The organism is Microvirga arsenatis, assembly GCF_009910705.1.
GTDB lineage: Bacteria > Pseudomonadota > Alphaproteobacteria > Rhizobiales > Beijerinckiaceae > Microvirga > Microvirga arsenatis.
This window is the reverse complement of record NZ_JAAAXJ010000003.1, coordinates 37,506-51,671: the sequence shown is the minus strand read 5'-3', so window position 1 is coordinate 51,671 and position 14,166 is coordinate 37,506. Positions and strand designations below refer to the sequence as shown.

At 66.1% G+C, this 14,166-nt stretch carries 14 protein-coding genes; 3 read left to right on the top strand and 11 right to left on the bottom strand.

Translation table 11 applies throughout. From position 1 onward, the window contains the following. Positions 1-20 precede the first annotated feature (20 nt). The 10 genes from modC to GR303_RS06370 all read right to left on the bottom strand — a co-directional run bounded on the left by modC (position 21) and on the right by GR303_RS06370 (position 9,245). Complete coding sequence (gene modC, locus GR303_RS06415) at positions 21-1,127, bottom strand: molybdenum ABC transporter ATP-binding protein (RefSeq protein ID WP_161723545.1); 1,107 nt, start codon at positions 1,125-1,127, stop codon at positions 21-23. After that, a complete protein-coding gene (modB, locus tag GR303_RS06410; RefSeq protein ID WP_161723544.1) occupies positions 1,124-1,816 on the bottom strand; it encodes a molybdate ABC transporter permease subunit in 693 nt (230 codons plus the stop codon). Before modB ends, modC begins: the two co-directional genes overlap by 4 nt. Then, the gene (gene modA, locus GR303_RS06405) at positions 1,816-2,646 is read right to left on the bottom strand and encodes a molybdate ABC transporter substrate-binding protein (protein ID WP_425487112.1); all 831 of its coding nucleotides are present in this window, start codon (positions 2,644-2,646) and stop codon (positions 1,816-1,818) included. The genes modB and modA overlap by 1 nt, the downstream gene beginning before the upstream one ends. 51 nt (positions 2,647-2,697) lie before the next feature. Continuing rightward, positions 2,698-3,339: a protein-methionine-sulfoxide reductase heme-binding subunit MsrQ gene (gene msrQ / locus GR303_RS06400; protein WP_161723543.1), complete on the bottom strand. Its 642-nt coding sequence runs from the start codon at positions 3,337-3,339 to the stop codon at positions 2,698-2,700. Further along, positions 3,339-4,307, bottom strand: coding sequence for a protein-methionine-sulfoxide reductase catalytic subunit MsrP (gene msrP, locus GR303_RS06395; RefSeq protein ID WP_201751934.1), 969 nt, complete (start codon positions 4,305-4,307; stop codon positions 3,339-3,341). Before msrP ends, msrQ begins: the two co-directional genes overlap by 1 nt. 70 nt (positions 4,308-4,377) lie before the next feature. After that, complete coding sequence (locus GR303_RS06390; RefSeq protein WP_161723541.1) at positions 4,378-5,046, bottom strand: N-acetylmannosamine-6-phosphate 2-epimerase; 669 nt, start codon at positions 5,044-5,046, stop codon at positions 4,378-4,380. 1 nt (position 5,047) lies between these two features. Continuing rightward, entirely contained in the window at positions 5,048-5,902 is an 855-nt protein-coding gene (locus GR303_RS06385; protein ID WP_161723540.1) for a carbohydrate ABC transporter permease, read from the bottom strand. Beyond that, positions 5,899-6,831 carry a carbohydrate ABC transporter permease gene (locus GR303_RS06380; protein ID WP_161723539.1) on the bottom strand — a complete coding sequence of 311 codons (933 nt, stop codon included), beginning with the start codon at positions 6,829-6,831 and terminating at the stop codon, positions 5,899-5,901. Before GR303_RS06380 ends, GR303_RS06385 begins: the two co-directional genes overlap by 4 nt. 217 nt (positions 6,832-7,048) lie before the next feature. After that, the gene (locus tag GR303_RS06375; RefSeq protein ID WP_161723538.1) at positions 7,049-8,296 is read right to left on the bottom strand and encodes an extracellular solute-binding protein; all 1,248 of its coding nucleotides are present in this window, start codon (positions 8,294-8,296) and stop codon (positions 7,049-7,051) included. Positions 8,297-8,369: 73 nt separating this feature from the next. Next, positions 8,370-9,245 carry a hypothetical protein gene (locus GR303_RS06370; RefSeq protein WP_161723537.1) on the bottom strand — a complete coding sequence of 292 codons (876 nt, stop codon included), beginning with the start codon at positions 9,243-9,245 and terminating at the stop codon, positions 8,370-8,372. A 160-nt stretch (positions 9,246-9,405) separates the two neighbouring features. On the opposite strand from GR303_RS06370, the gene GR303_RS06365 reads away from it, so the two are divergent. The 3 genes from GR303_RS06365 to GR303_RS06355 all read left to right on the top strand — a co-directional run bounded on the left by GR303_RS06365 (position 9,406) and on the right by GR303_RS06355 (position 13,082). Beyond that, positions 9,406-9,723, top strand: a complete 318-nt coding sequence (locus GR303_RS06365) for a hypothetical protein (protein ID WP_161723536.1) — start codon at positions 9,406-9,408, stop codon at positions 9,721-9,723. A gap of 52 nt (positions 9,724-9,775) precedes the next feature. After that, the gene (locus tag GR303_RS06360; protein WP_161723535.1) at positions 9,776-11,596 is read left to right on the top strand and encodes a DEAD/DEAH box helicase; all 1,821 of its coding nucleotides are present in this window, start codon (positions 9,776-9,778) and stop codon (positions 11,594-11,596) included. Between the two features lie 298 nt (positions 11,597-11,894). Next, entirely contained in the window at positions 11,895-13,082 is a 1,188-nt protein-coding gene (locus tag GR303_RS06355; RefSeq protein ID WP_161723534.1) for an extracellular catalytic domain type 1 short-chain-length polyhydroxyalkanoate depolymerase, read from the top strand. A gap of 50 nt (positions 13,083-13,132) precedes the next feature. Here GR303_RS06355 and GR303_RS06350 read toward each other — a convergent pair whose 3' ends face one another. Beyond that, positions 13,133-13,951 (bottom strand): DUF1194 domain-containing protein, encoded by an 819-nt coding sequence (locus GR303_RS06350; protein WP_161723533.1) that lies wholly within the window; start codon positions 13,949-13,951, stop codon positions 13,133-13,135. Positions 13,952-14,166: the final 215 nt, after the last annotated feature.

Genomic DNA, 14,166 nt, shown 5'->3' with positions numbered 1-14,166 from the left:
CAAGCTCAAAGGCTCCAGTCTCACATAGACTCCGGCCCGGCGCCGCCAAGGGCCTCGGAATCGAAGGCCACGCTCTTGATGATGGCGTGGACCGGGAGGCCCGGCCTGAGGCCGAGCTCCTCCACGGACTTGCGGGTCACGCGGGCGACGATGAGATCGCCGCCGCACGCGAGCTGCACGTCAACGCTCGCCTCCTCCGCCTCGTCGAGGGATGCGATGAGGCCCGGCAGCACGTTCAGGGCGCTCAGCCCCTCGGGCGGCCTGACGGAGAGGATGATGTCGCGGGCGCGAAGGCGGACGCGCAGCCGCGATCCGACCGGATGCCCGAGCCGCGGAACGGTCAGGGTGCCGGCCCGGGCCTGCAGCACGGTCAGGCCGAACCTGTCCTCGTGGCGCAGCACATGCGCCTCGATCAGCGCACCGGCTTCCGCAAGGCCGGCCTGCGTGAAGACGCTCGTGTGCCGCAGGATATCGGGAGCGGGTCCGGAGGCGACCACGCGCCCCTCCTGCAGCACGACGATGGCGGTCGCCAGCCGCGCGATCTCGGCCACGGAGTGACTGACGAGCACGATGGGAACCGCGCCCTCGTCGCGCAGGCGCTCGATGTAAGGGTAGATCTCGGCCTTGCGCGCCTCGTCGAGAGAAGCCAGCGGCTCGTCCATCAGCAGGAGCTGGGGATCGGCGAGCAGGGCGCGGCCGATGGCGACGCGCTGCTTCTCGCCGCCGGAAAGGGTCGCGGGGCGGCGGTCGAGCAGATGCGCGATGCCGAGAAGATCGACCACATGCTCGAAGTTCGCCCTGCGCTCGGCCCTCGGCGTGAACCATCGCCCGAACATCAGGTTGCGCCGCACGTCGAGATGCGGGAAGAGGCGCCCCTCCTGGAAGACATAGCCGATACGCCGCCGGTGCTTGGGCACATGGACATCCTGCGCCGTGCTGACCAGCACTCGCCCCTGCACGGCGATGCGGCCGTGATCCGGCCGCAGGAGCCCGCCGATGGCATTCACGATCGTCGTCTTGCCGGAGCCGGAGGGGCCGAAGAGCGCGGTCAGCCGCCCGCTCGACTGGAAGCGCGCCTCGAGGGCGAACGCCCCCTGCCGGTGCCGGATGTCGACGTCGAGGATCATGGCGCGTGCGCCCGCCGCACCCGCCGCGCCATCCACTCGGACAGCCAGAGCGCCCCGATGGAGATCGCGATGGACACGAACGTCAGGCGCATGGCGCCGCCCTCGCCTCCCGGCACCTGCGTATAGGCGTAGATGGCGCTCGGGATCGTCTGCGTCTCGCCGGGAATGTTGGAGACGAAGGTGATCGTGGCGCCGAACTCCCCCATCGCCTTGGCGAAGGACAGGACCATGCCGGCGAGAATGCCGGGCAGGATGAGCGGCAGCGTGACGGTGAGGAAGACCCAGACGGGATGCGCGCCGAGCGTGCCCGCCGCATCCTCGAGCCGGCGATCGACGGAGGCGATGGACAGGCGGATGGCGCGCACCAGCAGGGGAAAGCCCATGATGGCGCAGGCAAGCGCCGCGCCCGTCCAGCGAAACGAGAACACGATGCCGAACTGCTCGGCGAGAAACGATCCGATGGGGCCGCGCCGCCCGAAGCCGACGAGCAGGAACCAGCCGACGACGACAGGCGGCAGAACCAGCGGCAGATGCACGAGCACATCCAGCGCCTGCCGCCCCCAGAAGCGCCCGCGCTCCAGCAGAAAGGCGATGGCGATCCCGGGAACGAGGCTTGCCGCCATCGCCGCGAGGGCGACCTTCAGGCTCAGGCGAACGGCCGTCCATTCTTCCGGTGAAAGCCCCTCCATCACGAGCCCGAGCCCGCTTTGTTCAACAGAGTGAAGCCCTGCTTTTCGAAGAAGGGGCGGGCCTTGTCGGAGCGGAGGAAGGCGAGGAGCGCCGCCGCATCGGGATGGGCGGAGTCCTTCGTCAGCGCCACGGGATAGACGATCGGCGGATGGCTGCCTTCCGGAAAGGTCGCAACGATGGCCACGTTCGGATCGGAGATGGCGTCGGTTTTGTAGACAACTCCAAGAGGCGCCTCGCCGCGGGAGACGAGCAGCAGCGCCGCGCGCACGTTCTCGGTCTGAGCGACCTTGTCCCTCACGCCCGCCCATGCGCCGAGATGTTCGAGCGCCGCCTTGCCGTATTTCCCGGCCGGCACCGCATTCACATGGCCCATGGCCAATCGCTGGCTGCCGAGGAGAGCCGCGAGATCGAAGCCCGGCTTGAGCTCGACCTGCATCGCGGATTCCTTCGGCGCGATGAGCACAAGGGAATTGCCGAGGAGGCTGATGCGGCTTTCAGGCCGGATCAGTCCTTTGGAGGCCGCATAATCCATCCAGTCGGGATCGGCGGAGAAGAAGATGTCGGCCGGGGCTCCCGCTTCGATCTGCTTGGCGAGCGCGTTGCTCGCCGCATAGGACGCCACGACCCGCCTGCCGGTGTCGCGCATCCAGACGGCGGCGGCATCGTCGAGCGCGTTCTTCAGGCTGGCCGCGGCGAAGACCACCACATCTCGCGCTTGGGCCGAAGCCCCACCTGGGAGCGCGAGGCTCGCCCATGCCAGCCCAATCAGGAGCACCCGCGCCAATGCGCCGACGATGAAGCCCGCTCGATCGATGATGCTGCCGTTCAAAGGAGAAGCCCTGCTCTTGTCCGGCGCATCCTAGCCGAGTGGGCCCGGTCTTCAAGCGGTGCGCCGGCGCGACGGCTTCTTCACCAGGGAGCGGACCAGCCGGTAGCCGAGGAGCACGGCGACGATGGCAGCATAGACCAGCGGCTCCGGCGGCCAGGACTTCACCACGAGGATGTAGTGGAGCACCGCCCCGACGGCGGCCACATAGACGAGGCGGTGGAGCCTGGCCCAGGTCTGCCCGCCCATGCGCCGGATCGCGGCATTGTTGGAGGTCACGGCGAGAGGCACGAGGACGACGAAGGTCGCCATGCCGATGGTGATGTAGGGCCGCTTGACGATGTCGGCCACGATGGCAGCCATATCGAGGCCCTGGTCGAGCACGAGGTAGGTGATGAGGTGCAGCGCTGCGTAGTAGAACGAGAGCAGCCCGATGGCCCGGCGGTAGCGCAGCAGGTTGATGTTGAAGAGCTGCCGCAGCGGCGTGATCGCGAGCGTGGCGACGAGGAAGCGCAGCGCCCAAAGGCCGAGCGCCTGCTCGAGATAACGCATGGGATCGGCGCCGAGCCGGTCCATGATCCCGGCATAGAACAGCCATATCGCCGGGATGAAGCCGACGACATACACGAGGATCTTCGGCACCTGCGGCAGGGCCAAGCCCTTCGCTGCACCGGGCGCGGAGGCTCTGCCCGCCATCAGTAGAACTTCCGCAGGTCCATGCCCGTGTAGAGGCTCGCCACCTGGTCGGCATAGCCGTTGAACATGAGCGTGGGACGCCGCTTCACGAACAGACCGCCCTCCCCGATGCGCCGCTCCGTGGCCTGGCTCCAGCGGGGATGGTCCACGTTCGGGTTCACGTTGGCATAGAAGCCGTACTCGTTGGGCGCCTGCTTGTTCCAGGAGGTTGCCGGCTGCTTCTCGACGAAGCTGATGCGCACGATCGACTTGATGCCCTTGAAGCCGTATTTCCACGGCACCACGAGGCGGATGGGCGCGCCGTTCTGGTTCGGCAGGGTCTCGCCGTAGAGCCCGACCGCCAAGATGGTGAGCGGATGCATGGCCTCGTCGAGGCGCAGACCCTCCACATAGGGCCATTCGAGAACCGGGAAGAGGGAGTCCGTCCCCGGCATCTCCTCGGGCCGGTAGGCCGTCTCGAACGCCACGTATTTCGCGCTGCCCAAGGGCTCCACCCGCTTGATGAGATCCGCCAGCGGGAAGCCGACCCAGGGGATCACCATGGACCAGCCCTCGACGCAGCGCATGCGGTAGATGCGCTCTTCCAGCGCCGAGGATTTGATCAGATCCTCGATGGCGAACTCGGCGGGCTTGTTCACCAGGCCGTCCACCTTGACCGTCCATGGCGACGTCTTCAGCGACTTGGCCCTGGCGGCGGGGTCCTCCTTGCCGGTGCCGAATTCGTAGAAGTTGTTGTAGCTCGTGACGTCCTCGCGGCTCGTCGGCTTCTCGTCCGTCGAGAAGGGGCTCTTGGCCGCCGGCAACGGGGCCGCCTCCAGACCTCTCGGCAGGGCTGCTGAAAGGGCAAGCCCGGCCGCACCGGCCATCCATTGGCGGCGGGTGAAATAGACCTCCCGAGGCGTGATCTCGGAGGGCGGGATGTCGGAAGGGCGGCGGATCAGCACGGCGTCACCTCGGTTGGAACCCATTGTGAATGGGTACACCCGAGAACGCCAGAGGTGCTCTCACGTTTCCGTTACAAACTTGCCTCTCGGGCGCTCAGGATGCCGCCTGAACAAACTTTCGCGTGATCTCGCGCGGATTGGTGATCGCGGTCCCCACCACCACGGCATGAGCCCCGCGCCTGAAAGCTTCCGCAACGAGATCCGGCGTGTCGAAGCGGCCCTCCGCCACGATGGGCGCCGGAACCTGGGCCACGAGAGCGGACAGAAGCTCCAGATCGGGCCCTTCGGCTTTGCGGGACGCCGTCTCCTCCGTGTAGCCGGAGAGCGTGGTCGCGATGTAGGTGGCCCCGGCGGCATGGGCCGCCCGGCCCTCCTCGAGGGTCGCGATATCGGCAAAGACCTCCCGGCCGAGCTCGCGCCGGATGCGCCCGATCAGGCGCTCCACGGGCTCCCCGTCCCGCGGGCGCGCGGTGGCGTCGAGGCCGACGATGTCGGCGCCCGCGGCCGCGATCTCGGTAGCCTGGGCGAAGCCCGGCGTGATGTAGACCGGAAAGCGGTCGTCCCACACCTTCGCGATCCCGATGATCGGCAGAGCCGTCACGGCGCGGATCGCCTTGATGTCGTCCGCACCATTGGCGCGGATGCCCCGGGCGCCGCCGGCCTCCGCCGCGCGGGCCATGGCAGACATGTAGACGGGGCCGTGAAGCGGGTTGTCGGCCCGGGCCTGGCAGGAGACGACGAGGGCGCCCTTCGGGATCTGCATCCTACTTCACCGCGCCCGCCGTCATGCCCTGGATGAACTGGCGCGACAGGGCGATGTAGAGGAGCGTAATGGGAGCCGCCGCGATGGTGAGGCCGGCAAACAGCATGCCCCAGTCGGTGGTGTACTCGCCCATGAAGGTGGTCAGCCCCTGCGGCAGGGTTTTCCGCGCGTCGGTCTGGATGAAGACGAGCGGGAAGAAGAAGTCGTTCCAGATCGGCACGGCGTTCTGGATCGCTGCGATGGCCATGGGCGGGCGCGCCAGGGGCAGCATCACCGACCACATGATGCGGGGCTCTGATGCGCCGTCGATGCGGGCCGCATCCTCCAGCTCCGAGGGCAGCGTGCGCAGGAAGCCCGCCATGATGAACACGGCCGAGGGCAGGCCGATGGCCGTGTAGGTGACGATGAGGCTCCAGCGGCTGTCCAGCAGCCCCAGATCCCGCAGCAGGATGAAGAGCGGAATGACCGCGAGCTTCAGGGGCAGCATCAACCCGGCGAGAAAAAACAGCAGGATGATGGTGTTCGTGCGCGATTCGTAGCGCGCCACCGCATAGCCCGCCATGGTGCCGAGCACCAGGATCAGGATGACCGAAGCCCCCGTCACCAGGATCGAGTTGACGAAGTAGGTCGGCATCGAAGTCTCGCCGAGCACCTTGGCGAAGTTCCCGACTTGCGTGAAATCGGGCAGCGCGAAAGGATGCTCGAAGATCTCGCCCGTGGTCTTGAAGGCGGAGAGCACCATCACCACGACCGGATAGAGCATGATGAAGGAGTTGGCGATCAGGATGACCTGCGCGAGGAACGCGAAGGACAGCGACTGGCGCGTGGCGGGCGGATCGGAGGCGATGGCGGTCAAAACTGGATCTCCCGACGGCGCAGCCACAGGGTCAGCATGGACGCGAAGACGACGATGAAGAGGAAGAGGAGCGTGGCGAGAGCCGAGCCCAGGCCGAAATTCTGGATGCTGGCGCTCTGGTTGCCGAAAGCCGTGCGATAGAAGACGAGGCCCAGCACGTCGGTGGAGCCGAAGGGCGATCCGTCGAGGCCCACCATGACGTAAGGAATTTCGAACCAGTTGAAGGCGCCGATGAAGAGCAGCGTGAAGAGGATGGTGGTGCTCGGCGCCACCAGCGGCCACACGATGTTCTTCAGGAGTTGCCACTCGCTGGTGCCGTCGAGCCGCGCCGCCTCGATGATCTCGGGGGGAATGCGCTGCATGCCGGCGAGATAGACGAGGGTCGGAAAGCCCACGAAGTGCCAGGCATTGGCGAGGATGAGGGCACCCAGAGCCGTCGAGGAATCCCCAAGCCACGGCTTTGCGAGCGCATCGAGGCCGAGCGAGTAGAGCGCCTGGTTCACGATTCCGAAATTGGGATTCAGAAAGAGCTTCCAGAGGAAGCCCACGATGATCGTCGAGAGCACCACCGGCACGAACACCGCCACCCGATGGAAGCGGAAGCCGAAGGGCTCCTTGTAGAGCAGCCAGGCCAGGAAGAACCCGCCGCCGTTCTGGATGACCATGAGCGCGATCAGCGCATAGACATTGTGCAGGAAGGCGTTCCACACCACGGGCGCCATGGTGGCGCCGAACAGCACCTCCCTGAAATTCTTGAGGCCCACGAACTCGCCGCGCGCCAGGCCCTGCCAATCGTAGAAGGCGTAGGCGAAGGCCGACAGGATCGGGTAGACGACGAACAGCGACATGAACGCGATGGGCGGCACGACGAGGAACGCCACCCATAACTGCCGCTTCAGCGACGGAGCCTGTTTGTTCGAGACGAGCATGGACGGGACCTTAAAGGGTGAATTCCCACGAACAACACCCTCATCCTGAGGAGCAGACGAAGTCTGCGTCTCGAAGGAGGATCCAGTGAGCACTGGATACGCCCTGATCCTTCGAGACGGTGCTGACGCACCTCCTCAGGATGAGGGCTTTCGGATGCGTTTGTCAGAACTCAAGAGGCGGCGAACGGGTGCGTTCGCCGCCTCTTTTAGCAAAAGCTTACTTCTGGAACGGCTTGTAGTAGGTCGCGATGCCCTTGTTGATCTCGGCCGCGGCCTGCTCCGGTGTCTGCTGGCCGGCGAGCATCTTCTGCACGTTCGACTGCAGCAGCACCGAGCCGCTCGGCTCCTGGTAGCGGAAGCGCACGAGCATCAGGTAGGACATGGAGTTCTCGGCGAGCTTCGCCACCTCCTGCGTGATCGGATCCTCGATCTTGATGCCCTTGATCGGCGACAGGTTCTTCAGGGTGTTGGTGAAGGCGGTGCCGTATTCGGGCGTGGCCAGGAAGCGCACGAACTTGAGCGCCGCATCCCTCTTCTCGGTCTTGGCGTTCACCGCATAGCCGCCATCGTAATAGGTGGCGATCAGGTGCTGGTCGCCCGCCTTCAGAACGGGGGACGGGAACACGCCGATGTCGAGGGTCGGGTTCTGGTTCTTGAAGTTCGCCACCTCGTAGGAGCCGCCCGCGAACATGGCCGCACGGCCCGCCACGAAGAGCTGCTGCGAGGACGGGTAGTCCACGCCGGTGAAGTTGGGCGAGAAGTACTGGCTCACGTCCTTGAGCTTGGCCAGCGCGCTGACGAAGCGCGGATCGGTGAAGTTCGCCTTGCCGGAAACGATGTCGGCCTCGAACTGCTTGCCGAGCATCGACGAGAGCAGGCCTCCGACGATGGTCTCGTTCTGCCAGGCGGTGGCCGTGCCGTTGGCGAAGGGCGTGATGTTCTTGGCCTTCAGCGCCTGGGCAAGCGTCATCAGCTCGTCCCAGGTCTTCGGCGGGTTCAGGCCGTTATCCTTGAAGATCTTCTTGTTGTAGACCACGAGCTGGGCCTGCATGGCGAAGGGCACGGCATAGACCTTGCCGTCGGCGCGCAGCGTCTCGGCCGCGAGCGCCGCTTCAGGGAAGTTCGCCAGCTCCGGCACGTTCTGCCCGTCGAGGGCGAGCAGGTAGCCCGGAGTCGCGATGGTCTCGAGGTTGCCGTAGGCGCGCACCTGGATCACGTCCGGGCCCCGGCCGGCGGCGAGCGCCGTGGAGAGAATCGTCTGGTAGTTCTCGGGCGCATAGGTCTCGAACTTGACCGTGATGCCCGGGTTCTTCTCCTGGAACTTCTTGATGGTGTCCTGGTAGAAGGCGCGGTCTTCCTGGCGCCAGCTCCAGAACGTCAGCTCGGTCTGGGCCATGGCGGCCGTGCCCGAGAACAGCACGCTGCCGGCGGCGGCGGCCATCAGAATGCGGCGGGTCAGTTTCATTCTCGTTTCCCTCATGGTTAGTTCTTGTCCTCCCACCGCAGGGCGCCCTTGCCGGAAGGCCCTGCGGAATTCCTCAGCCGCGTGGCTCGGCTGCAATCACGAGAAAGGTCGCGTCGTCATGGGTTTTAACACGAGGATACGCGCCTGACATGAGATCGTCTCGCTCCCTTTCCCGCAATTCCTGCATCAGCTCGCGCCCCTGCCCGGCGGCCAGCCGCGCATGCAGCGCCTCGTCCGAGTAGGCCGCGAAAACGTCCACGAGGCGCATGAACCCATCGGTGGCGAGCACGATCGGCGCGCCTGACGGGACCTGCGCCTCGAAGCGCAGCTCCTGCCCCGCCCAGGGCCGCAGCGGGTTCACCACCCAATAGCCGTCAGGCCTGTTGAGCTTGGTGCGGTTCTCCAGGATCTGGCGCCTCACCGCTTCGGGGATCAGCCCCGGTTCGTGCCCCTGCGCCCCGAGGGCAGCCAGGGTCTTGTGCTCGAACGGCTTGGCGCGCTCGTCGCTCCATCGGACGATCCCCTCCTGCGAGGGCACGAGCGCGATCACGTCGCCCAGGAAGCGCCCCCGAACCCGGATGCGGCTCCCATCGCCCGGAGCCGCCTCGATCAAGCCCAGGCAGGCGGAGGGGGCGTGGTGGTCGGGAACCGCCGCGGCATGGGTCGTCTCTTCCCGGAAAGCGGCCTCCACATCGGCCTCCAGGCGGTCCAGGAGCCCGTCCGCGCTCTCGTCGCCGGAGCAGGATGCCAGCCGATCGTCGATGCGTCCGGCAAGCCAGGCCGCATCGCTCCCCCCGGAGGTCAGCCGCTCGTCCGAAAGGCCCGTGGCGCCGTCGATCACCCAGGCAAAGCGCCCCTTCAGCCCGGCGCCGTCTTCGTTGACGCGGGAACCTGCAAGGGAAAGCCGGTCCAGGAACCGGAAAGAGGGTGTGGCACCTGTGATGTTCACGGCTTAACTGGTCTCATATTGGTCGCTTCCTGTCCATACTGGTCTTAAGGGCTTTTCACACCCTTCCAGGGCTTCACAGCCCGTGCGCGGTCGCTTTTGATCCAATTTTCGGCTTGAGCGTTAGTGACGTGGGCCCACCTGCACTGGCGAAGGACGAGCCATGGTCACCCTGGAGATAGCTGACAAAGCGGTTGCCGTAACGAATGCGGACGAGGATCAGGCCCGCGAACTCTTCCTCAGCGAGAGCTTTAAAGACGACCTGAAGTCGTTTAAGAGCGAGGGCCGCTCCCTTTGGGACGGCTCAGCTGCCTTGACGACACGGCCCGCATCGGAGGACGAGATCGACGCCTTCTATGAAGCCCTGGACGAAGAGGACGAGGTCGACGACAACGACGAAGACGATGACAACGGTCTCGATATCGATGTCGTGTTCCTGGTATCCATCGACGAGATAGACGATGCCGCTGCCTCCGGCTGATCATTCTTACCGGAGTCCGTGAGGCTCCCCACAAACGGTTCAGCCCCTTCTCATGCCCTTTCCCAAGACCAATCCCAGCCTCGAACGCGCCCTCACCGATCGAGGCTACAACGACCCGACCCCCGTCCAGGCCGCCGTTCTGGCGCCTGAGGCCCTCGGCCGCGACCTGCTCGTCTCCGCCCAGACCGGCTCGGGCAAGACGGTCGCCTACGGCCTCGCCATGGCCTCGACCCTCCTGGGCGACGCGGAACGCTTCGGGGCTCCCGGCGAGCCTCTCGCCCTCATCATCGCGCCGACCCGGGAACTCGCCCTTCAGGTCAACCGGGAGCTCGTCTGGCTCTACGGCCCGGCCGGCGGCCGGATCGTCTCCTGCGTAGGCGGCATGGACGTGCGCCGCGAGCAGCGGGCGCTGGCGGATGGCTGCCACATCGTGGTCGGCACCCCGGGACGCCTGCGCGATCACCTGGAGCGCGGGCGCCTCGACACCTCGAAGCTGCGGGTCGTCGTCCTCGACGAGGCGGACGAGATGCTCGATCTCGGCTTCCGGGAAGATCTGGAGTTCATCCTCGATGCGACGCCGGAGGAGCGCCGCACGCTGCTGTTCTCCGCGACGCTCCCGAAGAACATCGTCACCCTGGCGCGCCGCTACCAGCGCGAGGCACACCGCATCGACACCCTGGTCGAGAACGAGCCCCACGGCGACATCGAGTACCGGGCGATCCGCTGTGCGCCCAACGAGGTCGAGCATGCGGTGGTCAACGTGCTGCGCTTCTACGAGAGCCGCGGCGCCATGGTGTTCTGCCATACCCGCGAGGCGGTGCGGCACCTCCATGCGAGCCTGATCGAGCGCGGCTTCGCGGCCGTCGCGATCTCGGGCGAGCTGACCCAGAACGAGCGCAGCAACGCGCTGCAGTCCCTCCGGGACGGGCGCGCCCGCGTCTGCGTCGCGACCGACGTGGCGGCCCGCGGCATCGACCTGCCGGATCTGGGCCTCGTGATCCACTTCGACCTGCCGAACGACCACGAGACGCTCCTGCACCGCAGCGGCCGCACGGGCCGCGCCGGGCGCAAGGGCGTCTGCGTGATGCTGGTGCCCTATACCCGCCGCCGCAAGGCCGAACGGCTGATCGACATGGCGGGCGTCGATGTGACCTGGGCCGGCGCTCCTTCGGCGGACGAGATCCGCCTGAAAGACCGCGAGCGCCTGATGCAGGATCCGATCTTTGCGGAAGAGGCGACCGAAGAGGACCTTGCCATGGCCAGGGCGCTTCTGGCCGAGCGTTCGGCCGAGGAGATCGCCAACGCCCTGGTGAAGTTCCATCGTGCCCGCCTGCCAGCGCCGGAAGAGATCGTCGATGCGGGCTCGGATCGCGAGCCGCGCCAGCGCAAGGACAAGCGCGAGCGGACCGAAGAGCGCACCCGCGGCTTCAAGGAGCGGGACCGTGGTGCGTCGGAGGGCGGTTTCGAGCGGTCGTCCGAGGACATGGTGTGGTTCCGCATGAGCGTCGGCCGCCGCAACAACGCGGATCCCCGCTGGCTGCTGCCGATCATCTGCCGCCTCGGCCACGTGACGAAGAAGGAGATCGGCTCGATCAAGATCTTCGACCGGGAGACGAAGTTCGAGATCGTGAAGTCCCACGCCCCGAAATTCGCCGCCGCCGCGCGCAAGGCCAATGACGAGGATATCCGCATCGAGCCGGCGGATGCAGGCCACGGCAAGCCGCGGGATGCGAAACCATGGGGCGGCCCGAAGGCTCACGGCCCCAAGGAGCGGGGCGCCCATCCTGCGCGCAAGACCGCCAAGGAGGGCAAGAAGCCCAAGGATTACAAGCGGCCGAAGGACAAGAAGCGCTCGTCCGACAAGCGCCCGTAGAACCATGCATGGCTATCGTGGGAAGGCGGCTCCCGCCTTCCCACGATAGCCCGATCTTCTGTTTCCGCCGTGGCGCCCGAACGGCGGGTAGAGCATCCGCCTGCTCCGTGCGCCGCCGGGAGGCGCCCTCGGCTTCCGCCTTCAGAGGATGCAGGCGGCGCGTCCCGTCCGCTACGACGGACGCAACCGGCCGGATCCGCCCCTATATCGCATCGCAGCATAAGCATTGTGCATTGCAACAAAGGCCCCATATAAGGCGTTCTCTCAAGCCAACCTTACCCGAAAGGGCCCATCGATAATGCAACGCTTAGGCCAGATCATCCCTCAACTGGCGCGCTACCGCCGCCAGTGGGAAGCCGCCATGAAAAAGTCGAACGGGGCGTCAGCCTCGTTCAAGGCCCCGCCTGCTCCAAGCCGCCTGACGGAACTGCACGGATTCGGCCCCAATCCGGGAGATCTGCGCATGCTGGCTTACGTGCCGCGGGAGCTGCCCCCCTCGCCTGCCCTCGTGGTCGTGCTGCATGGCTGCACCCAGACGGCAGCAGGATACGACCACGGGTCGGGCTGGTCCGCCCTGGCGGACCGCTACGGCTTCATCCTGATCTACCCGGAGCAGCAGGAATCCAACAACCCGAAACGCTGCTTCAACTGGTTTCAGCTTGGCGATATCGAGCGCGACAGGGGCGAAGCCTATTCGATCCGGCAGATGGTGGAGCATGCGATCAAGCAGCACAATGTGGATCGCAGCCGCGTCTTCGTCACCGGGCTCTCGGCCGGTGGGGCAATGACCGCGACCATGCTCGCCACCTACCCGGATGTGTTCGCGGCTGGCGCCATCATCGCCGGTCTTCCCTATCGTTGCGCCACCAGCGTCCCCGAGGCTTTCGAATGCATGTTCCAGGGCCAGACCCGACCGGCGCAGGAATGGGGAGACCTCGTCCGCAGCGCCTCACCCCATCGGGGACCGTGGCCCAAGGTCTCCGTCTGGCACGGCAGCGCAGACACCACCGTGAAGCCGATGAATGCGGGCGAGATCATCAAGCAATGGACGGATGTCCATGACCTCAAGTCCAACCCCAGCGACACCGAGACGGTCGACGGCCACCTGCGCCGCGTCTGGACGGATGCGACGGGCACGGAAGTCATCGAGGAATACGTGATCTCGGGGATGGGGCACGGCACGCCGCTCGCCGTCGGCTCCGGCGAGAACAGCTATGGCGCGGCCGGCCCGTTCCTGCTCGATGTCGGCATCTCGTCGAGCCATCGGATCGCCGAATTCTGGGGGCTCACTGGGGAATCCGAAAGAGCGGCCTGGAGCCATGCGCCGCAATCGGCAGCCCGGCCGGAGCCGAAGCCGGGGCCTTCGGCAACTCCGCCCACCACAAGGATCGAGAGCCCTCGCGAACGCGATCGGCCCGAGCCTTCGCATCTCGACATCGGCGCCGTCATCACGAAGGCATTGCGGTCGGCAGGACTGATGAAGTGACATATTGAGGGACCGGCGCCGATCGGGTGCCGGTCCTCCCTTCGCGCCCGCTACGGCTTCTTCTCCTGGCTCAGCAGATCCTCCTGCTTGCGCCTTTCTCCCGTGACGCAGTTCATGGCCGGCATGCTCGTCTGCGCCGGGATCACGCGCGGGACGAGATCGTCAAGCCCTGCGATCTCGCGCATGATCTTCGTTCGGATGACCATGGCGAACTGCTCGGGATCGTGGAGGGGAAGCACGAAGGCGCCCGCGCCGCCGACGACGCATTCCTTGAAGTAGAGATCGAGGTCTTCCAGTTCCGCGCCGCCTGAACCCCGCCGGAACATGATCGGCAGGCCGTTGATGACGATTCCATCGGCCACGGCGTCGTCGCGCGCATAGGTGACGTGCCGGCCGTCGTTGTTGGGCCCGTCGCCGGACACGTCGATCACGCTTCGGAGCGGAGCGCCGCCCAGTTGGGCGAACAGATTGCGGCCGTAGTCGATGATGCCGGAAATCGACGTCATCCCGGCCTGGCGGATGGGCTGACGGGAGAGTTCGTCGGCAAAGGCACTCGCCCTCTCGGGACCATCGATGATCGTCCAGGGAACGAGCACTTTTTGGTCCCTCACACCCGACCATTCCACGTAAGTGACGGCGATGCGCCCATTCAGGCCGTTCGTGATGGCCTCGTGCACGAGGGCGGAGCGGAAGGCCTCGATGAAGCCTCTGCGCTGAAGACCCTGCTCCTCTCCCTCCATCGAGGACGAGACGTCCACGGCAATCACGAGAGCCACATCGAACTGCGTATCGGGCCTCGGAGGCTCCCCGGCCGCACCATCGCCGGCCAGAAGGAGGAATGCGAGAGTACCCAGGAGCCTGTTCAGCATGACCACCTCCGCTCCCGGCTCCCGATCCTCGGTCCGCCGTGCCAAGAGTGCGGCCTGTCAACGCAGCAGATGGGCTTTTGATGCGTCGGGCGGACGTAAAAACACGCGGCTGGCCCTCCGCCTGCATCCAGCATTCCCCAGAACGTTCGGGAACGTAACAAAATCCACTCTCTGTATGCAGAGCAGACAGGCATCGGGAGGATCGGGTAATAATT